The organism is Marinobacterium rhizophilum DSM 18822, from assembly GCF_000378045.1.
In the GTDB taxonomy this organism is placed as follows: Bacteria; Pseudomonadota; Gammaproteobacteria; order Pseudomonadales; family Balneatricaceae; genus Marinobacterium_A; species Marinobacterium_A rhizophilum.
The window spans coordinates 88,844-106,856 of the sequence record NZ_KB899102.1; the positions used below are offsets into that span (position 1 = coordinate 88,844).

Sequence of the window (18,013 nt, forward strand, 5' to 3'; positions counted from 1 at the left end):
TATCGCCATGTTCAGTACCATCGTCAGCCCGCAGCAGCTAACGCAGCTGCTGGCCCAGAATTCCCCGAGCTGCTGCTTGCTGGACTGTCGTTTCAGCCTGGCGGACAGGCAGTATGGCCAGCGTGTTTACAGCGAGGGCCATATCAGCGGTGCGCATTATCTGGATCTGGACAAGGATCTGGCCTCCGCCGTGGCGCCGGGTACCGGCCGGCACCCGCTGCCGGACATGGAGCGGCTCGTGGCACGTCTGCGTGCCTGTGGCGTTACGGCCGGGGTCCAGGTTGTGGTGTACGATGACTGCGCTGGCGCCATGGCGGCCCGTGCCTGGTGGCTGTTACGGGGGCTTGGGCTGGACTCTGTGGCGGTGTTCGATGGTGGTATCGGGGCCTGGGTCAGCAGTGGCGGCACGCTGAGCCGTGAGGTTCCCGCCGCCATTGAATCTGACCTTGAGTCGACGCCCTGGCCGGGGCACTGGTCGGGCACGGGGGTGTTCAGCACTGCCGAGGTGCAGGACAACCTGCAACAGGCGCAATTTGTCCTCGTGGATGCGCGCAGTGCGGAGCGTTTTCGCGGCGAGCAGGAACCCATTGATCCCGTGGCCGGGCATATACCGGGCGCACTTAACCGCCCGCTGACCGATAACCTGGACCAGGGCCGGTTCAAAAGTCCCCAGCTGCTGAAGCAGGAGTGGGAGGCACTGCTGGCTGGGCGCAACGCCCGCCAGGTCGTGCACATGTGCGGATCCGGCGTAACTGCCTGCCATAATCAGCTGGCCATGCAGATTGCCGGCCTGAACGGTTCCGGACTTTATCCAGGTTCCTGGAGTGAATGGATACAGGATCCGCAACGTCCCGTCGCGACGGGTCCTGCCTGATACCTGGCGTCATTGCCTGGCGCAGACGTGCAATAAAAGGCGTCACCTGATCAGCGTTATTCTCGTTGTAATTCATCTTGCTGCTGTCACAAATCGGCTTGAAAAGTGGCACAGCGTTGTCACCTGCCGTTGCTAGGCTTTTCTGGCTCAGGGCGCTGCCCGGGTGGGTGGACTAAACTTGACAGTTGAATAGAAGAATAACGGGAGAGTGGCGGATGCAGATCAAAGAGCAGATCAGAAAGATCGCCGTACTGGACGTCGACGGTGAAAGTTTTGAAATTGATGGACACTACAACGGCGACTCGCGCAAAGCCAGCTGGTATACGGTGATCCGGTCCAGTAACCGCAAGGTGCATGCTGATCACCTGGCGAGCTTCCCCAGCTGCGAAAAGATTCGCAGCATGATTCACTGATGCGAGGCTGACCTTCGGTCGGAGGGCGCACGTTTTTGTCAGCATGAAATCAGGCGTGTCTGGCCTGATATAAAACGCCAGGGGCATTCCCCTGGCGTTTTTGTTTACTGCACCAGTTCGTTGTCGCTGAACATGCCCTCGAACAGCGCGGTCGAAAGATAGCGCTCGCCGGAGTCGGGCAGGATCACGACGATATGCTGGCCCGCGTATGCCGGATCATTGGCAATGCGCAGTGCCGCGCAGGCAGCTGCCCCGCAGGAAATACCCGCCAAAATACCTTCCTTTTCCATCAGTGCCCGGGCAGTGGCAATGGCTTCTTCATTGGTGACCTGCTCGACCTGGTCGACCAGCGCGAGATCCAGGTTGCCGGGCAGGAAGCCGGCACCGATGCCCTGTATCTTGTGCGGGGCAGGTGTCAGTTCGTTGCCGGCGAGGGTCTGGCTGATGATGGGCGAGTCCACCGGTTCTACCGCGACGCTGGTGATGGCCTTACCCTGAGTCTGTTTGATATAGCGCGATACGCCGGTGATGGTGCCGCCGGTACCTACGCCGGCCACCAGTACATCGACCAGGCCATCGGTGTCCTGCCAGATTTCGGGTCCTGTGGTCTTTTCATGAATCTCGGGATTGGCCGCGTTTTCAAACTGCTGCAGCATCAGATGGGTTTGCGGATTGCTCTCGACCAGCTCCGTGGCCTTGGCGATGGCGCCTTTCATGCCCTTGGCGGGTTCTGTCAGCAAGATCTCTGCTCCCAGCGCTTTCATCAGCTTGCGGCGCTCGATGCTCATGGAGGAGGGCATGGTGAGCACCAGTTTGTAACCGCGCGCGGCGGCGACATAGGCCAGGGCGACGCCGGTGTTGCCGCTGGTGGGTTCAACCAGGGTCATGCCGGGCTTGAGCTGGCCGGACTTCTCCGCGGCCCAGACCATGTTGGCGCCGATCCGGCATTTTACCGAGCCTGCCGGGTTGCGCGATTCGATCTTGGCGTACAGTCTGGCATGGGGTGCCAGCTGTTTCAGTTGCACCAGCGGTGTATTGCCAATGGATAAAGAGTTGTCCTCGTATATCTTCATGGTGATCCTTGTGTTTGAGGCGGTGGTAAAATCCGTTGCACAGTTATAGCGAACCGCGGGGCTTTGTGAAAGGGCTTGGTGGCCGGGGCAGGCGCAGGCGGTGACTGCCGCGGGCTCAATGATGATACAAACGAGGTAATGAATGCGGCTGTTGATGAAAGTTATGGCCCCGGTTGTCTTTTGGCTGGCCTACGGGATCTTTAGAATGCGCTGGCTTAAAGCGTCGCGCCACCGGCATTTGCTTGCCATGAAACTGTTTCGTCTCGCGGCGGATAACGGGCACCGCCGGGCGTTGTCGGTGTATGGCCACTTGCTGCATTTTCGCGGTGACGGTATCGCCAACCGGGTTCAGGGAGCCATCTATCTGCAGCTGGCGGCGGACAAGGGTGACAGCAAGGCCTGCTATCAGATGGGGCGCATTTTCGAGCAGGGCTTTGAACACCGCTTCGTGGCCGATACGGCCAAGGCGCTGCACTACTATCGCCGCGCTGCCGAGCAGCAGCATCCGCTGGCCCTGCGCCGACTGGCGGACGTATACCGGGATGGTGAGCTGGGTCAGGCCGTGGATCTTGAAACGGCGCAGCGCTGGGAAGCGCAGATTTAACGAGGGAGGGCGGCAGGGTCAAAGGGTATGGTTGGTAACCCTGCCGCTTTTCAACAACCTGTTAGGGGGTTAGGGAGTCGGGTTTTTCAGCTTGACGCGAAAGCGCAGCACGGTTTTACCTTTTGCCGGGACCTCCAGTGACCAGTGCGCGCGACCTCCGCGGCTCTCGGTCATCTCAAGGCTGGCATGCTCCAGTGTCCAGGGCTGGGCAAAGTTTACCGCCAGGTCCAGTGTCTTCACGTCGCTGCCGCTGTTGCGTACCAGCACTTCGTACTCAGCCAGGTAGCCGTCGTACTCCTTGCTGAGCAGGGTCTGCTGGCGTTCAACACTCAGTTCAAAGGCTTCGCCGAGCATCAGCTCAACATCCTGTCCTGTGGGGGTATGGCCGATTCGACTGCCGCCGATAAATTGCAGGCGGCCGTTTTCATCCGGGGCAAAGGTACGCACAGCCCCGCCGGGCAGCGGCGTATCGGCCCCATTCTCAAAGCTGAGCCAGGTTTGCGGCGCTGAGCGGTGACGCCGGCTGTCCGGGCGCGGCATGGCCAGAAATTCATGCCGGTATTCCCGCTTCACCGCCAGCGCAGCGGTGCTCACCAGCGGCAGCTGTTTTTGCTGCTGATCCAGCAGGCTGGTGCTGTTGGGCAGGGTATAGAGCTGATAGTCCTCGAAAGCCTCCGGTGCGGCGTCGGGTTCGGACGCCATGGCGGCCATGGCGATGTTGGCCTTGCGATAGGTTTCCCGTTCAGGCTGGTTAAGGGTGCCGGCCATCAGCTGAAAGCGTGCATTCTCAAAGTCGATACCGGTTGAATTGTGCAGGGTGGCCAGGCCTTCGAGCGACATTTTCTCGCCGCTTTCATCGAGGGTCATTACATAGTCCATCTGCCAGCTCAAGCCGCCTGTCAGGTAGCTGAAGGTCGCTGGCGCCGCGGCGCTGGTTCCCTGGCTGCGAAACTCCAGGCTGGGTGTACTGCTCAAGTGTGTCGGCACGCTGGGGAAGATAAAACGCCAGTCGCCGTTCAGCGGAATGCTTTCTATCTGGCTGTCATGGCGCACCAGGGCGCGATCGCCCTCGATGCTCAGCAGAGTGACCTGCGTGAGGCTTTCATCGCCGTTGGCGGGGTTGCGCCTGGCCAGCTGAAGGTCCTGCCCGAGGTAGTAGCGCAGCAGGGATTGATGCGACAGCAGGTTGGTGTTGAGGTTCTGTTCCAGGATCTGACCGGCTCCCTTGATGGACAGCGTTTCGGTCTGCATTTGCCGGCTGACATCCTGGATGACGACAGCCTGGCCGGGGGCAAGAGCCGGCAGGGCGCGACTGTCCCGCACCAGCCCAAGGTTCTGGTTGTACACCGTGAGTGTCAGGTCTTTCTGGGCGTGGGCATCAATGCTCAGCGGTGTTGCTGCGTTCAGGTGCGCACTCAGCGTCACCAGGAGGGCGACAGGGGTGCTGTAACGGGCTTTCATTCAACGTACTCCATGTTTTAGACAACAGGGCCGGGCTCATCCTCGGGCCTCGGCTCTAGTGAGTGACTGTTACGACCTAGATGCCGCTACTTGATTATTGCGCGGGCGTCTCGGTCGGCAGGTCCACCGCAACACGAAACCCCCAGCTGGAGCTCAGGCCGCCGGGAGGATTGCGATAGCGACTGGAGGACCGCACCAGGCGGCCGATATCGAACCAGGAGCCGCCTCGCATCACGCGGTATTCGCAGCCGCTTTGCTGGCGGGCGGAACCGTTGCGTGGTGCATCCCTATGATTATCGACGTAGCAGTCCTGCACCCATTCATCGACGTTGCCATTGAGGTCGAACAATCCCCAGGGGTTGGCCTCAAGACTGCCGACCGGAGCCGGCTGCTTGCCATCCCATTCACTACCGCACTCGTCACAGACCGCGAATCCGCTACCAAGTTCATCGCCCCACCAATAGGCGCTCTGGGTTCCGGCGCGGGCGGCGTATTCCCATTCGGCTTCGCTCGGCAGGCGGTAGGGTTGGCCGGTTTCACGGGCGAGCCACTGCGCGTAGCGGCTGGCATCTTCCCAACTGACATTGATCACCGGTTGCCGGCCCCGGCCCCAGCCATTGTCATCGGGCTTGGCCCGGCCGGTGGCCGCGGCAAAGCGGTCATAGTCTTCGAAGGTCACTTCATGGCGCGCGAGGGCGACTGCGTGAGCGATGCTGACCTCGTGCATCGGCCTTTCATTGTCATCGCTTTGGCGCGACTCGGCGCCCATCAGAAAGGTGCCGCGGGGCAGGTGCACCATTTCCGGACCGTAATCACCCTGTTCCAGCGCATCAAAGAAAAACCCGCCCGGCGTCGTTCTATCACCCCGAAAGCGCTTGTCGGCTTCAGCGCTCGCGGGCTGCAGTGAACCTGCCTCGGGCGCAGTGCTATTCGGCGTGGCGCTTCTCAAGGCCTCCAGGGCCGTTGCCAGCTCGGCGTTTTGTTCTGCCAGACGCTGTAACTGCTGCTGCAGCGGGTTGACTGAGGGTTGACCCAGCCTGAGCCCGAGCCAGATGCCGAGCAAAAGTCCGGCAATGAAAAGTGCGGCGCCGGACAGGCGGCTCGGGGTTATCCAGCCCTTCAGTCGCTGCCAGTAGTGCGCGGGGTTGTTGGGTATGCCTGCACCTGAGGCGTTGGGTGGGAGCGTGGGTGCCGTCTCATTGGGTGCTGTGGGAGTTGCGGATTCGGGCGGGCTGAATAATTGCTGCACCCAGCGTGCGGCCCCTTTGGGGCGCGCCTCTGGGTCCGTTACCAGGGCCTGCTGCAGCAGTGGCCACTGTGCCGGGGTTACCTTGCTCGGGCGGGCCTGGTTTTCAATATTCAGCGGTTCACCGGGTGCCCGGACAGGGAGGCTTCCGCTCAACAGTTGCAGTGCGATCAGGCCCAGGGCGTAAAGATCCGACTGCACACTGGTGCGGCTCGGGATATCCGCTTCGGGGGCTTCATAACGGGCTCTGACACTTTCATCCGGGCTTCCGGCTGCCTGCAGCGCTGCCAGGCCTGCGAAACCGAACAGTTTGACACCGCCCTGGCGATTGATAAAAACCTGCGCCGGGCTCAGGCAACCATGGGGTTGGCGCAGTGCCTGATACCCTGCATCCAGGGCCTGTGCCAGTTGGCCGAGCAGTGCGCGCTGCTTGGCGGGCGCGAGTTTGGCAGTCTTGCCGCGCTCGAACAGCCGGGCCAGCGTGAGGCCATCGACAGCTTCATGGGTGCTGAACAGCCATCCGCCCTTATCAAGGAAGTAGCCATAGCTGGTGAGCACATGGGGATGGTGCAGAGCCTTGCACAGCAGTACCTGTTTCTTGAATGCATTGACGAACGCAGTGTTGCCCTGCAGGTCAGGGGCAATTAACAGCAGTGTGACAGGGGTTTCCGGACGCGTGCTCAGGTCCTGTGCCTGCCAGAGTTCCCCCAGCGGATGGGCATCTATGCGTGCACTGAGCTGAAATCGGTGATGTTCGGGGCCCAGTACCTGGCCTGGTGTCAGCGGTGTGTAGGGTCTGTCCAGAAACGCCTCCGTTTCACGGTGCTGTGATGCGCTTTATACCAAGAATAAGCTCCCATGATAGCCCAGGAATGACCTTTGAATTCAACATCCCTTGAGGGTATGTAAGCTTGAACACAGTCGCTCACGCGTGCCTGGGCCAGAAAGCGCAAAAGCGCCCCGCGGGGCGCCTTTGCTTTTAGTACTCAGGCCGTTGCTCTGGTCCTGAAGTGGATCAGGCAGAGGTATCCAGCGGATCAAAGCTCTTGACCAGCTCGTCCACGGCCTTCATCTGGGCGAGGTAAGGTTCGAGCTTGGCGAGGGGGAGAGCGCAAGGACCATCACATTTTGCCTTCTCCGGGTCGGGGTGGGCTTCAAGGAAGAGCCCGGCGATGCCCTGGGACAGGCCTGCGCGGGACAGCTGGGCAACCATGGCGCGGCGCCCGTCGGCCGAATCGGAGCGACCGCCCGGCATCTGCAGGGCGTGGGTTGCATCGAACATGACCGGGTAGCCGAACTCCTTCATGATGGTAAAGCCCAGCATGTCGACCACCAGGTTGTTGTAACCAAAGCTGCTGCCGCGCTCGCACAGAATCAGCCGGTCATTTCCGGCGTCCTCGCATTTGTGCAGGATATGCTTCATTTCGTGCGGCGCCAGGAACTGGGCCTTCTTGATATTGATGACAGCCTGGGTTTTGGCCATTGCACTGACCAGGTCGGTCTGGCGCGACAAAAATGCCGGCAGCTGGATAATATCGCAGACTTCTGCCGCCGGCGCCGCCTGGGCGGGCTCGTGAACATCGGTAATCAGCGGCACATTGAAGGTATTTTTGACTTCCTGCAGAATTTTCAGGCCTTCATCCAGGCCCGGTCCGCGAAACGAACCCAGTGACGAGCGGTTGGCCTTGTCGAAGGAAGCCTTGAAGACATAGGGAATGCCGAGTTTGGTGGTGACTTCAACGTAGTGTTCGGCGATTTTCAGCGCCAGATCGCGGGATTCCAGCACATTCATGCCACCGAACAAAACCATGGGTTTGTCGTTGGCGATTTCAATTTCACCTACGCGAATGACTTTCTGCTGCATGTTTACCTACCGTAGCCGGAGTTCTTTTGGAAGCCAGAGACTTATTCACAGGTTCCCTGAACATGGGGCCCGCGTGGCCGCAGGTCGGGGCTTTATGGGCCTGACTTAAAGGCTGGATTATAAGTTATTCGACGGGAAAAGTGCGGCATATTTGGCAATCCATTCCAGCGCGGCTTCGTCTTCACTCAGGGTGCGCCCCTGCTGATCCTGCACCCACTGGCGGTAATAGCGAATATGGCAGACTTGCTCGAACATGCGCATGCGCTGGGCGTGTTCGTCGTTGGCAAAACGGATGTGCAGCTCGTAATGGTCCTGATGGGCGCGGCACCATTCAATCTGGCCGGTGATGGCGGGCGTATGGGCATTATCGCGGATGCTAATGTTGACCTGTTGTCCTGTGGCCAGCATGGCGGCCGACCTGCACACCAGGCCGAGCGGCATGGGTGTGTTTGCAGTATCGCAGCTGTGTTCAACGACCTGAACTTCGAGCGGGATCTCGTCGGGATGGCGGATAAAGCATGGCTGGTTGTTCATGACAACCTCCGCAGATCAGATGACTCAAGGCCCTTGTATCAGCACGGGTTATTGCAGGTCCCTGTGCTTGTCCAGTGGCGCCCTTGTACATAGAGTATATCGGCCAGGGTGAAAGTAACCTGAACAGAAATTTGCAGGGATTAGTCGGTGGCACCCCGTTGGTCGGCCCCTAACCCACTGGAATAACAGATAGTCAAGAATACCGGACGGATGGATGGACTTAACAAAGCAGCAGGCGGCCATACAGGCCGGATATGAGGCGCTTATCGACTCGATGGCAACGCTGTCTCTGGCCACGGTGGCTGCCAATGGCCAGGCGGATATCAGTTATGCCCCCTTCGTACGGGATGACCAGGGGCGCTTCTGCATCTTTGTCAGTACACTGGCGGCTCACACCGGCAACCTGCTGCGGGAGCCCTCAGCCTCGGTGATGCTGATCCAGCCGGAGTCCGAGGCGAGCAACCTGTTTGCCCGCGAACGTCTGACGTTGCGTTGCCGGGCCGAGGAAATCAAGCCGGATGAGCCATGCTACGATGCGATTTTACAGCGCATGCAGGCGCGATTCGGGCCGTTGATACAGCAGCTTCGCAGCCTGGCGGATTTCCACCTGCTGGCGCTGGCGCCCCAGTCCGGCACCTATGTCGTTGGGTTTGGCCGCGCCTATGAACTGGATGTGGCCAGTGGCGTGTTGCGGCATATTGACGCCGACCGGCTGCGGGGCCGGTCACCGGGACGGTCGGGCAAGTAGCCTGGGATCATCCTGCAAGTGCCGTCGGCACCGCTATGCCTGGCTTCAGAGCGCCTGCAGCATCTCGCCGGCAACCCAGCTGGCAGCGAGGAGGGCGACAAAACAGCCATAGGCGAACCAGCGATAGCGCTGGGCCAGCTTTTCTTCGTCGTAGGTGGACAGCAGGTAGGGCTGATCCGATTCGTCCGGACGCATCAGTACATGGACCGTGGGGAGTCTGTGCAATTCCTTCTGGCGTACCATCACCTCTTTGCGGGCCCGGGTTTGCACTTGTTCCCATTCATCCGGATCCAGCTGTCCGTTGCGGTTACTGTCAAAGCGTGCCAGCAGCTGTTGGTAGTCCGCTTTCCACTGGCGAATGAGCTCGCCAGTCTCCCGGGTCTGATCCAGTTGGTCGCGCCCGCCCCCCAGACTTTGAAACCGGCCCAGGGCGTAGACCGTTTCGTATTCCAGGATCAGTTCTTCGAGATAGCGGTAGCGGCTGGCACCAAAACGTACATTGAAGCGAAAGCCGGTACGCTGATCCGGTGGCCCGCCAGCGGGCATCGGGGTGTGGCCGTGCCAGCGCTTGCGTAACGCCGCCTTGACCTCGGCGCCTTCGGGGTCGATCTGGCAGATACCGCTCTGGTCATCCAGCTGAAACCATGCGTCCGAGGTGCCTTCGCGCTCACAGACCCAGCGGCGATTCTTGCCGCTGCCTTTTTCCCGTTCGACCTTGTAGTGATACCAGACACATTCACGCCCGGTGAGCGGGGCGTGGAGCAGGCCATTGGGGCTGGGCAGGGCCTGACCCTGCAGTTCTACATAGCCCTGGTGCGCGGACTGCACTCGGGCGGTCGGCGTGTCTGCGATCAGGCGGTAACGTTTGAGACAGCGAAAGCCGAACCAGAAGCCGGCCAGGACCACGGCACAACTCACACCCAGGGCGATCACGACTTCATGCCGCTCCAGCGTGGAGGTATCCAGCAGCATCAGCCGAACAGGGCCTTGATATTCACGTCGGCTTTGTGTGCATCCTCGAATTCCAGCAGGTCTGCGGCCTTGAAGCCGAATTTGCCGGCGATCAGGCTGTCGGGAAACTGTTCGATACGGATGTTGTTGAGGTTCACCGATTCGTTGTAGAACTCACGCCGGTCGGCAATACCGCTTTCAAGGCCGGTAATGCGCCCCTGCAGGTGCTGAAAGGTCTCGCTGGTCTTGAGGTCCGGATAGGCTTCGGCCACGGCAAACAGGTTGCCAAGACCAAACCTCATCTGGGTTTCAGCCTTGCCAACGGCCCTAATGTCCTGCGCTTCGCGCGCCTGGGCCACGGCATTACGGGCCTTCATCACGGCTTCCAGGGTTTGCTGCTCAAAGCCCATGTACTGCTTGCAGGTTTCGACCAGTTTGGGCAGTTCGTCGTGGCGTTGCTTGAGCAGTACATCGATATTGGCCCAGGCCTTTGACACATTGTGCTTGAGGCGAACCAGGTTGTTGTAGAGCGAGATGCCATATAACGCCAGCAGTACGGCGCCGGCCAGAAGAATAAGCGTAATCGGATCCATGGATGTCTTCCTTGCTTGTTTACCTGAGCACTATAGCGCACCCGATCCAGGGGCTGAGCGCAGTACCGGTGGTCAGACCTGACCGCCTCCCATCATTTCGACCACCAGGGTCTTGACCAAAAAGGCGGCCAGCCCGAGGCCGAGGGCGCCGAAGAGTATGACGGTGCCAAACTTGCCGGCGTTGGATTTCTTCGCCAGGTCATAAATGATGAAAAATACAAAGGCGGCGAACAGGACCAGGCCAATGTTCAGCGCGATAGACTCCATTTCGGCCAGACGCACAATTTGCTCCTTGAAAAGACAGACAGAGGGTCAGAATTGGTCGGCGATTGTACAGCAAATGTGGCCTTTGTGGGACTGGGTTGCTGTTCAAAAAGAGTGCGTCCGCAGGACATTTATCATCACGGAGAATGCTCTCTCACCCATGTCCTATTAAGAGGCGCCATTGTTACGGCGCTGTGCTCCACGAAGGGGCGGGATTACCGACGGAAGGAGTTTCGCGCACCAAGCGAGTGCATCTTGTCTCGCGGGCAATTAAGGCGACGATCGAAACCAGGCTTGATCCTGTGTAATTGTCGCATTATTGAAACGGTTATTCGTAGCTGGCACCACCCTTGCACTGGAACTGAGCGCATGTTTCAGACTGACACACTTTTTAATCGCAAGGGGTGACTGTAGATGAAAACAAAGGCTTCCAAGTCCGCTGTAATCGGTACTCTGTCTGCATTGGCACTGTCGGTGTCAATGAATGTCGCGGTCGCGGCAGAGGACACGATCAAGGTCGGTATCCTGCATTCCCTGTCGGGCACCATGGCCATCAGCGAAACCACGCTCAAAGACACCATGCTGATGCTGATCGAAGAGCAGAACAAGAAAGGTGGCCTGCTGGGCAAGCAGCTTGAGCCTGTGGTGGTGGATCCCGCTTCCAACTGGCCGTTGTTTGCTGAAAAAGCGCGTGAGCTGATTGAGAAAAATGGTGTGGATGCCATCTTCGGCGCCTGGACGTCGGTTTCACGCAAGTCCGTGCTGCCGGTCGTTGAAGAGCTGGACAGCATCATGTTTTACCCCGTGCAGTATGAAGGTGAGGAGTCCTCTAAAAACGTCTTTTATACGGGCGCTGCGCCTAACCAGCAGGCAGTACCTGCGGTGGATTACCTGATGAACGATCTGGGTGTCGAGCGCTGGGTACTGGCGGGTACCGACTACGTCTATCCGCGTACCACCAACAAAATCCTGGAAGCCTACCTCAAGGCCAAGGGCGTGGCGCCTGAAGACATCATGATCAACTACACGCCGTTCGGGCATTCCGACTGGCAGTCCATCGTGTCTGATATCAAGAAATTCGGTTCCGAAGGCAAAAAAACTGCGGTCGTGTCCACCATTAATGGCGACGCCAACGTACCGTTTTACAAGGAACTGGGTTCCCAGGGTGTTGCCGCCGGTGATATTCCGGTGGTTGCCTTCTCCGTGGGTGAAGAAGAGTTGTCCGGTATCGATACCGCGCCGCTGGTCGGCCATCTGGCGGCCTGGAACTACTTCATGAGCGTGGATGCCGAGACCAATGACAGCTTCATCGAGAGCTGGCACGCCTATACCAAGGATGAGAAACGGGTATCCAACGATCCGATGGAGGCACACTACATCGGCTTCAACATGTGGATCGAGGCGGTGAAGAAGGCCGGCACAACCGATCCCAAGGCGGTGCAGGAATCCATTATCGGCGTTGCGGTACCCAACCTGACCGGCGGTTATTCCACCATGATGCCCAACCACCACATTACCAAGCCGGTGATGATCGGCGAGATTCAGGATGACGGCCAGTTCGAAGTGGTCTGGCAGACCTCCGGTACCGTGGCGGGTGATGCATGGTCCGACTATCTGGAAGGCTCCAGGGACATCATTGCCGACTGGCGCGCGCCGCTGTCCTGCGGCAACTACAACACCAAAACGGCCAAGTGTTCGGGTCAGAATTTCTGATCTGAGATGACTTGAGGAGTTGTGACGGGGTTCGGCCGCTGCCGGGTCCCGTTTGATTGAACTGTTGGGAGAACAGCATGCCCTTGCCCAGATCTGTGGTCAGACTGCTACCGTTTTTCGTGCTCTGGATGTGCGTAACGGTCCTGTTGTCGCTTTCGCTGGATGCCAGGTCCGCTGAAAAGGATGAAATCCTGGCGCAGGTGAGCGCGCTGCTGGTTAAGAAATTCGACGACAAGGCGCGCGCGGTGGCACTGCTGGTTGAATCCGGCCATCCGCGAACCGAAGAGATTCTGCGTCTGATTAAGGATGGCGAGCTTTATTACCGCAAGAAGGACGACAGGCTGTTTAGCATTCCATTGGCCGAGACAGGGGCCCAGGCCACCGACCTGCTGGATGCAACGGCTGTAGTGATTGAGAAAACCCGGGATTTCAAAAAGGTCACGCTTAATAACCTGATGCGTGGCCAGATCGGCCTTGCCCTGGCGGAGATCGGACTCAAGTCCGAAGACCCCAAACAGCGCGAGGATGCCGTGCGCAAGCTGCTTGGCGAGCTGAGTGACGAATCCGTGGCCGTGCTGCGCAAACGTATCGGTGCGGAGCCGGTCAGCGCCGTACGTGAGCTGATTTCTATCGCGCTGGCGGTGAACGATCTTAAGAATGGCGATGAAGCCGCCCGTCTGCTAGCTGTAGAGCGGGTCGAAGGTTCACTGGAACCGCCGGTACGCTCGGCCCTGACCCAGGTTGCCGAGACCGACGCAAGCCCGGTGGTCAAACAGAAGGCCCAACTGGCACTTAATGGTATCGACGAGCAGATACGTTGGTACGGCATGGTTGAGACCCTCTATTTCGGTATCAGCCTGGGGTCGGTGCTGGTACTGGCCGGTATCGGTCTGGCCATTACCTTTGGTGTCATGGGGGTGATTAACATGGCCCATGGCGAGCTGATCATGCTGGGCGCTTATACCACCTACGTCATTCAGCAGCTGATGCCCAACCATCTGGGGGCGTCGATCCTGGTGGCCATTCCGGCGGCCTTCATGGTGTCGGCGCTGGTGGGTGTCGCTATCGAGCGTGGCGTGATTCGTTTTCTGTACGGCCGCCCGCTGGAAACCCTGCTGGCGACCTTTGGTATCAGCCTGATTCTGCAGCAGGCGGTTCGGTCGGTTTTCTCGCCGCTGAACCGCTCGGTGTCCACGCCGGAGTGGATGAGTGGCATGGTGGAGATCAACCCCGTACTGTCACTGACCCTGAGCCGCCTGTACATCATTCTGTTCTGTCTGCTGGTGTTCGTGGCCCTGGTGATGGTGCTCAAGCGCACGTCGCTGGGATTGCAAGTGCGCGCCGTTTCCCAGAACCGCGCCATGGCCCGTGCCATGGGCGTACGTTCCAAATGGGTGGATGCCATGACCTTTGGTCTGGGGTCCGGTGTGGCCGGTGTGGCCGGTGTGGCACTGTCGCAGCTGACCAACGTGGGTCCCAACCTCGGCCAGGCCTACATCATCGATTCGTTCATGGTGGTGGTCTTTGGTGGCGTCGGTAACCTCTGGGGGACCCTGGTGGCGGGGCTTAGCCTGGGTATTGCCAACAAGGTACTGGAGCCCTGGGCCGGTGCCGTGCTCGCGAAGATTCTGGTGCTGGTATTCATCATTCTGTTCATCCAAAAACGACCGCGCGGGCTCTTTCCGCAGCGTGGCCGTGCTGCTGAGGGCTGATAGACATGTTGATTATGAATGCTCTCAAGGGGGATCGCGGCGGCCAGATTCTGCTCGGCGTGCTGCTGGTGCTGGTTATTGCGGTGCCCCTGCTGAACCTCATGCTGCCGCCGGATCACCTGCTGCACATTCCCACCTATACCGTGACATTGATGGGCAAGTACCTGACCCTGGCGCTGCTGGCGGTGGCGGTCGATCTGGTGTGGGGCTATCTGGGCATACTGACGCTCGGCCATGCGGCGTTTTTCGCCCTGGGCGGGTATGCCATGGGTATGTACCTGATGCGCCAGATCGGTGATCGGGGTGTATACGGTAATCCCGACCTGCCGGACTTCATGGTGTTTCTGAACTGGGATGCGCTGCCCTGGTTCTGGAGCGGGTTTGATCAGTTCTGGTTCGCTGCCCTGATGATTCTGCTGGTACCGGGTGTGCTGGCCTTCGTGTTTGGTGCGCTGGCATTCCGCTCGCGGGTGTCGGGGGTCTATCTGTCGATTATCACCCAGGCGCTGACCTATGCCTTGATGCTGGCGTTCTTTCGTAACGAAATGGGCTTTGGTGGCAACAACGGCCTGACCGACTTCAAGGAACTGCTGGGTTTCGATCTGCAGTCCGATGTGACCCGGCTCGGCCTCTTTGTCGCCTCGGCGCTGGCGCTGGCACTGGGTTACCTGCTGTGCCGCGTGCTGATGGCCGGCCGCCTTGGGCGGGTCTGTGTGGCGATCCGTGATGCCGAGTCCCGCGCGCGCTTTATTGGCTATCGGGTCGAGAACGTGAAACTGGGCGTCTTTACCGTGTCGGCCATGCTGGCCGGTGTGGCCGGTGCGCTCTATGTCCCTCAGGTCGGCATTATCAACCCCGGTGAGTTTTCGCCGCTTAATTCCATCGAAGTGGTGGTCTGGGTGGCCGTGGGTGGGCGTGCAACCCTGTATGGCGCTGTGGTCGGTGCCCTGGTGATCAACTACGCCAAGTCCTACTTCACCGCCGAACTGCCGGAAGTCTGGTTGTTCGCACTCGGTGGGCTCTTCGTTCTGGTTACGTTGCTGTTGCCGCGTGGCATTACCGGTCTGCTGCGTCGCAAGGAGGCTAGCGCATGAGTGTGACAACCGTATTTGAGCAAATACTCGACCGCGAGCATGTCTATCCCTTCATGCAGGCAGGGCGGCATCCCAATATCGATGCCAGCCACAATGTGCTGCTGTATCTGGAAGGGATATCCGTCAGCTTTGATGGCTTCAAGGCCATCAATGATCTCAATCTGTACATCAATGATGGTGAGCTGCGCTGCATTATCGGCCCCAATGGCGCGGGCAAGACCACGATGATGGATATCATCACCGGCAAAACGACACCCGACAGTGGTTCGGCCTGGTTTGGTCAGACCATCAACCTGCTGGAGCTGGACGAGCCCGCCATTGCCCAGGCGGGGATTGGACGCAAATTCCAAAAGCCCACGGTGTTCGAATTCCTTTCGGTGGTTGAAAACCTGGAACTGTCCATGGAGGGGGACCGCGGTCTCTGGTCAATTATCAGGGGCAAGCTCAGTGGTGAGCAGCGCGATCACCTGCACCATGTGCTGGACATGATTGGGCTTGGCGAACAGGGCGCACTGCGGGCCGGCAGCCTGTCCCATGGCCAGAAACAGTGGCTGGAGATTGGCATGCTGCTGATGCAGCGCCCGCGTCTGCTGTTGGTGGATGAGCCGGTGGCCGGCATGACGCATCAGGAAATGGACCGGACCGCGGAGCTGCTGATCTCCCTCGCCGGCGAACATTCGGTGGTGGTGGTGGAGCATGACATGGACTTTGTGCGCAACCTGGCGGGCAAGGACCGTACCGTGACCGTGCTGCATCAGGGCTCCGTGCTGGCCGAAGGCACCATGGCCCAGGTGCAGGACAATCGCAAGGTCGTTGAAGTTTACCTCGGGGAATAGGACATGCTCAAAGTCAAAGGTCTTAACCAGTTCTACGGTGAAAGCCATACCCTTTGGGACGTGGAGCTGGATGTGCCCAAAGGCAAGTGTACTGTGCTCAATATGAAAGGGAGCCGTAATGGCGCGACCGATGAGCCGGTCGTCGGACTGTTTGCAGAGGGTTCCATGGATCGGGTGCGGGCTAACCCGCCTGGCGCCGTTGAAGTTTACCTCGGGGAATAGGACATGCTCAAAGTCGAAGGTCTTAACCAGTTCTACGGTGAAAGCCATACCCTTTGGGACGTGGCACTCGACGTTCCCAAAGAAAAGTGTACTGTGCTCAATATGAAAGGGAGCCGTAATGGCGCGACCGATGAGCCGGTGGTCGGACTGTTTGCAGAGGGTTCCATGGATCGGGTGCGGGCTAACCCGCCTGGCGCCGTTGAAGTTTACCTCGGGGAATAGGACATGCTCAAAGTCAAAGGTCTTAACCAGTTCTACGGTGAAAGCCATACCCTTTGGGACGTGGCACTCGACGTTCCCAAAGGAAAATGCACTGTACTGATGGGGCGCAATGGGGTGGGTAAAACCACTCTGTTGCAATGCATCATGGGTCACCAGGCGGTGAAAAGTGGCCAGATCGAACTCGCGGGGCAGGATTTGCTGACGCGCTCGGTAGAGCAGCGTCCGCGTCTGGGGGTGGGGTATGTCCCCCAGGGGCGGCAGATTTTCCCGTTGCTGAGCGTGGAGGAAAATCTGCAGGTCGGCCTGCCGGTACGCAAGCGGGGAGACCGCAAGATACCGGATTACATCTTCGAGCTGTTCCCGGTACTCAAGCAGATGTTGAACCGTCGCGGCGGAGACCTGTCGGGGGGACAGCAACAGCAGCTCGCGATCGGCCGGGCGCTGGTGGTGGATCCGCAGCTGCTGATACTCGATGAGCCCACCGAAGGCATTCAGCCCAATGTGGTACAGGAAATCGGTGATATCATCCGCCACCTGAATCGCGAGTTCGGTCTTACCGTCCTGCTGGTGGAGCAAAAACTGCCGTTCGCGCGCAAGGTGGCCGATCATTTCTGTATTCTGGACAGAGGCCGCAGTGTCGCGACCGGCGCCATGGGCGAGCTGGACGACAGCCTGATACGCCAATACCTTACGGTGTGACCCGGGATCGGTACTCAGTATGCCCGGTGACAGGGAGTTTTGATTGAATATGCAGACGGCTGTACAGGCAGAGCGGGGCTGGCAGGCACGGCTAGAGCTCGGTTATGAGGCTCGGGGCGATAAAACCCGCCTGGTGCATCGCAGCATGCGCGGGCCTTTGGCCGTGCAGCGGCCATTTTATCCCCAGGCAGGTATCTGTCATAGCTATCTGCTGCACCCTCCTGGCGGTGTGGTGGGTGGGGATGAGCTGGAGATCGATGTGCGGGTTGCAGATGGCGCCCATGCGCTGATCACCACGCCCGGTGCCACCAAGTTTTATCGCTGTGCGGGGCTCACCGCCCACCAGACCCAGCACTTTAGGGTGGAAAACGGTGGCATTCTGGAGTGGCTGCCGCAGGAGAACATCTTCTTTCCCGGCGCCTCAAGCCGGCTGCGCAGTCGTATTGACGTCGCCGCGGGCGGGCGCTTTATCGGCTGGGAGCTGCAGTGTCTGGGCCGGCCGGCAAATAATGAAGCCTTTGGATTCGGCGCCGTCGACAGTCGCTGTGAGATACATCTGGATGGCCGGCGAATACTGATCGATCAGTTGCAGGTCGAGGGGCAGGATCAGTTTGGCGCCGCGGCCGGCATGCGCGGCCATGCCATGGCGGCAAGCCTGTACGCGCTGCCGGCGAATGAGGCGATGTTGCAACAGGTGCAGTCGCTGATTGATGAGCGCTTTGCAGACAGCGCCATCGGCGCGACTTTGCTTGATTCTGTACTGGCCGTGCGAATGCTGGGGCAGAACACCGAAGACATTCAGGCGGTGCTGGTTCCGGTGTGGGAAATGTTGCGCCAGGCATTGCTTGGGCTTGAACCCTGCCCGCCACGCATCTGGTCGACCTGAGTCG

Annotated in this window: 20 protein-coding genes; 12 read left to right on the forward strand and 8 right to left on the reverse strand. The window is 59.4% G+C overall.

The genetic code is table 11. From position 1 onward, the window contains the following. Window positions 1-7 precede the first annotated feature (7 nt). Both F451_RS0115365 and F451_RS0115370 read left to right on the forward strand, forming a co-directional pair. Window positions 8-874: a sulfurtransferase gene (locus F451_RS0115365; protein ID WP_020682279.1), complete on the forward strand. Its 867-nt coding sequence runs from the start codon at window positions 8-10 to the stop codon at window positions 872-874. Between the two features lie 215 nt (window positions 875-1,089). Further along, window positions 1,090-1,287 (forward strand): hypothetical protein, encoded by a 198-nt coding sequence (locus F451_RS0115370; RefSeq protein ID WP_020682280.1) that lies wholly within the window; start codon window positions 1,090-1,092, stop codon window positions 1,285-1,287. Between the two features lie 104 nt (window positions 1,288-1,391). Here the strand turns inward: F451_RS0115370 and cysK are convergent, their stop codons facing one another. Continuing rightward, a complete protein-coding gene (gene cysK, locus F451_RS0115375; protein ID WP_020682281.1) occupies window positions 1,392-2,360 on the reverse strand; it encodes a cysteine synthase A in 969 nt (322 codons plus the stop codon). A gap of 205 nt (window positions 2,361-2,565) precedes the next feature. Between cysK and F451_RS0115380 the strand changes: the two genes are divergently transcribed. After that, window positions 2,566-2,964 (forward strand): tetratricopeptide repeat protein, encoded by a 399-nt coding sequence (locus tag F451_RS0115380; RefSeq protein WP_240476497.1) that lies wholly within the window; start codon window positions 2,566-2,568, stop codon window positions 2,962-2,964. A gap of 69 nt (window positions 2,965-3,033) precedes the next feature. Here the strand turns inward: F451_RS0115380 and F451_RS0115385 are convergent, their stop codons facing one another. The 4 genes from F451_RS0115385 to F451_RS0115405 form a co-directional block, all read right to left on the reverse strand. Then, a complete protein-coding gene (locus F451_RS0115385) occupies window positions 3,034-4,425 on the reverse strand; it encodes a DUF4139 domain-containing protein (protein WP_020682283.1) in 1,392 nt (463 codons plus the stop codon). A 94-nt stretch (window positions 4,426-4,519) separates the two neighbouring features. After that, window positions 4,520-6,475: an SUMF1/EgtB/PvdO family nonheme iron enzyme gene (locus F451_RS26785; RefSeq protein WP_338040033.1), complete on the reverse strand. Its 1,956-nt coding sequence runs from the start codon at window positions 6,473-6,475 to the stop codon at window positions 4,520-4,522. Between the two features lie 211 nt (window positions 6,476-6,686). Beyond that, window positions 6,687-7,535 (reverse strand): 3-deoxy-8-phosphooctulonate synthase, encoded by an 849-nt coding sequence (gene kdsA, locus F451_RS0115400; protein ID WP_020682286.1) that lies wholly within the window; start codon window positions 7,533-7,535, stop codon window positions 6,687-6,689. A 117-nt stretch (window positions 7,536-7,652) separates the two neighbouring features. Then, window positions 7,653-8,069: a hypothetical protein gene (locus tag F451_RS0115405; RefSeq protein WP_020682287.1), complete on the reverse strand. Its 417-nt coding sequence runs from the start codon at window positions 8,067-8,069 to the stop codon at window positions 7,653-7,655. A 214-nt stretch (window positions 8,070-8,283) separates the two neighbouring features. Here F451_RS0115405 and F451_RS25715 point away from each other — a divergent pair, with 214 nt between their 5' ends. Then, window positions 8,284-8,817, forward strand: coding sequence for a HugZ family pyridoxamine 5'-phosphate oxidase (locus F451_RS25715; protein WP_020682288.1), 534 nt, complete (start codon window positions 8,284-8,286; stop codon window positions 8,815-8,817). 45 nt (window positions 8,818-8,862) lie between these two features. On the opposite strand, the gene F451_RS0115415 is transcribed toward F451_RS25715, so the two are convergent. From F451_RS0115415 to F451_RS0115425, 3 genes are all read right to left on the reverse strand, one after another. Next, window positions 8,863-9,789: a GIDE domain-containing protein gene (locus F451_RS0115415; RefSeq protein WP_020682289.1), complete on the reverse strand. Its 927-nt coding sequence runs from the start codon at window positions 9,787-9,789 to the stop codon at window positions 8,863-8,865. Then, window positions 9,789-10,361 carry a LemA family protein gene (locus F451_RS0115420; RefSeq protein ID WP_020682290.1) on the reverse strand — a complete coding sequence of 191 codons (573 nt, stop codon included), beginning with the start codon at window positions 10,359-10,361 and terminating at the stop codon, window positions 9,789-9,791. The genes F451_RS0115415 and F451_RS0115420 overlap by 1 nt, the downstream gene beginning before the upstream one ends. A 72-nt stretch (window positions 10,362-10,433) precedes the next feature. After that, window positions 10,434-10,643, reverse strand: a complete 210-nt coding sequence (locus tag F451_RS0115425; protein ID WP_020682291.1) for a DUF2788 domain-containing protein — start codon at window positions 10,641-10,643, stop codon at window positions 10,434-10,436. Window positions 10,644-11,039: 396 nt separating this feature from the next. Here F451_RS0115425 and urtA point away from each other — a divergent pair, with 396 nt between their 5' ends. From urtA to F451_RS0115465, 8 genes are all read left to right on the forward strand, one after another. After that, window positions 11,040-12,338 (forward strand): urea ABC transporter substrate-binding protein, encoded by a 1,299-nt coding sequence (gene urtA, locus F451_RS0115430; protein WP_020682292.1) that lies wholly within the window; start codon window positions 11,040-11,042, stop codon window positions 12,336-12,338. 77 nt (window positions 12,339-12,415) lie between these two features. Next, entirely contained in the window at window positions 12,416-14,050 is a 1,635-nt protein-coding gene (gene urtB, locus F451_RS0115435; protein WP_051103949.1) for an urea ABC transporter permease subunit UrtB, read from the forward strand. Window positions 14,051-14,055: 5 nt separating this feature from the next. Next, window positions 14,056-15,144, forward strand: a complete 1,089-nt coding sequence (gene urtC, locus F451_RS0115440; RefSeq protein ID WP_020682294.1) for an urea ABC transporter permease subunit UrtC — start codon at window positions 14,056-14,058, stop codon at window positions 15,142-15,144. Further along, window positions 15,141-15,980 (forward strand): urea ABC transporter ATP-binding protein UrtD, encoded by an 840-nt coding sequence (urtD, locus tag F451_RS0115445; protein ID WP_020682295.1) that lies wholly within the window; start codon window positions 15,141-15,143, stop codon window positions 15,978-15,980. The genes urtC and urtD overlap by 4 nt, the downstream gene beginning before the upstream one ends. 3 nt (window positions 15,981-15,983) lie before the next feature. Then, a complete protein-coding gene (locus F451_RS0115450; RefSeq protein WP_020682296.1) occupies window positions 15,984-16,202 on the forward strand; it encodes an ATP-binding cassette domain-containing protein in 219 nt (72 codons plus the stop codon). 3 nt (window positions 16,203-16,205) lie between these two features. Next, the gene (locus tag F451_RS28845) at window positions 16,206-16,424 is read left to right on the forward strand and encodes a hypothetical protein (protein ID WP_020682297.1); all 219 of its coding nucleotides are present in this window, start codon (window positions 16,206-16,208) and stop codon (window positions 16,422-16,424) included. A gap of 3 nt (window positions 16,425-16,427) precedes the next feature. After that, window positions 16,428-17,123, forward strand: a complete 696-nt coding sequence (gene urtE, locus F451_RS0115460; protein WP_020682298.1) for an urea ABC transporter ATP-binding subunit UrtE — start codon at window positions 16,428-16,430, stop codon at window positions 17,121-17,123. 49 nt (window positions 17,124-17,172) lie between these two features. Continuing rightward, on the forward strand, window positions 17,173-18,009 hold the full coding sequence (locus tag F451_RS0115465; RefSeq protein WP_020682299.1) for an urease accessory protein UreD: 837 nt from the start codon (window positions 17,173-17,175) through the stop codon (window positions 18,007-18,009). The last annotated feature ends 4 nt before the right edge of the window (window positions 18,010-18,013 follow it).

Coding starts and splice junctions, on each gene's coding strand:
- F451_RS0115365 (WP_020682279.1), top strand. CDS start 8: ATGTTCAGTACCATCGTCAGCCCGCAGCAGCTAACGCAGCTGCTGGCC.
- F451_RS0115370 (WP_020682280.1), top strand. CDS start 1,090: ATGCAGATCAAAGAGCAGATCAGAAAGATCGCCGTACTGGACGTCGAC.
- cysK (WP_020682281.1), bottom strand. CDS start 2,360: ATGAAGATATACGAGGACAACTCTTTATCCATTGGCAATACACCGCTG.
- F451_RS0115380 (WP_240476497.1), top strand. CDS start 2,566: ATGCGCTGGCTTAAAGCGTCGCGCCACCGGCATTTGCTTGCCATGAAA.
- F451_RS0115385 (WP_020682283.1), bottom strand. CDS start 4,425: ATGAAAGCCCGTTACAGCACCCCTGTCGCCCTCCTGGTGACGCTGAGT.
- kdsA (WP_020682286.1), bottom strand. CDS start 7,535: ATGCAGCAGAAAGTCATTCGCGTAGGTGAAATTGAAATCGCCAACGAC.
- F451_RS0115405 (WP_020682287.1), bottom strand. CDS start 8,069: ATGAACAACCAGCCATGCTTTATCCGCCATCCCGACGAGATCCCGCTC.
- F451_RS25715 (WP_020682288.1), top strand. CDS start 8,284: ATGGACTTAACAAAGCAGCAGGCGGCCATACAGGCCGGATATGAGGCG.
- F451_RS0115415 (WP_020682289.1), bottom strand. CDS start 9,789: ATGCTGCTGGATACCTCCACGCTGGAGCGGCATGAAGTCGTGATCGCC.
- F451_RS0115420 (WP_020682290.1), bottom strand. CDS start 10,361: ATGGATCCGATTACGCTTATTCTTCTGGCCGGCGCCGTACTGCTGGCG.
- urtA (WP_020682292.1), top strand. CDS start 11,040: ATGAAAACAAAGGCTTCCAAGTCCGCTGTAATCGGTACTCTGTCTGCA.
- urtB (WP_051103949.1), top strand. CDS start 12,416: ATGCCCTTGCCCAGATCTGTGGTCAGACTGCTACCGTTTTTCGTGCTC.
- urtC (WP_020682294.1), top strand. CDS start 14,056: ATGTTGATTATGAATGCTCTCAAGGGGGATCGCGGCGGCCAGATTCTG.
- urtD (WP_020682295.1), top strand. CDS start 15,141: ATGAGTGTGACAACCGTATTTGAGCAAATACTCGACCGCGAGCATGTC.
- F451_RS0115450 (WP_020682296.1), top strand. CDS start 15,984: ATGCTCAAAGTCAAAGGTCTTAACCAGTTCTACGGTGAAAGCCATACC.
- F451_RS28845 (WP_020682297.1), top strand. CDS start 16,206: ATGCTCAAAGTCGAAGGTCTTAACCAGTTCTACGGTGAAAGCCATACC.
- urtE (WP_020682298.1), top strand. CDS start 16,428: ATGCTCAAAGTCAAAGGTCTTAACCAGTTCTACGGTGAAAGCCATACC.
- F451_RS0115465 (WP_020682299.1), top strand. CDS start 17,173: ATGCAGACGGCTGTACAGGCAGAGCGGGGCTGGCAGGCACGGCTAGAG.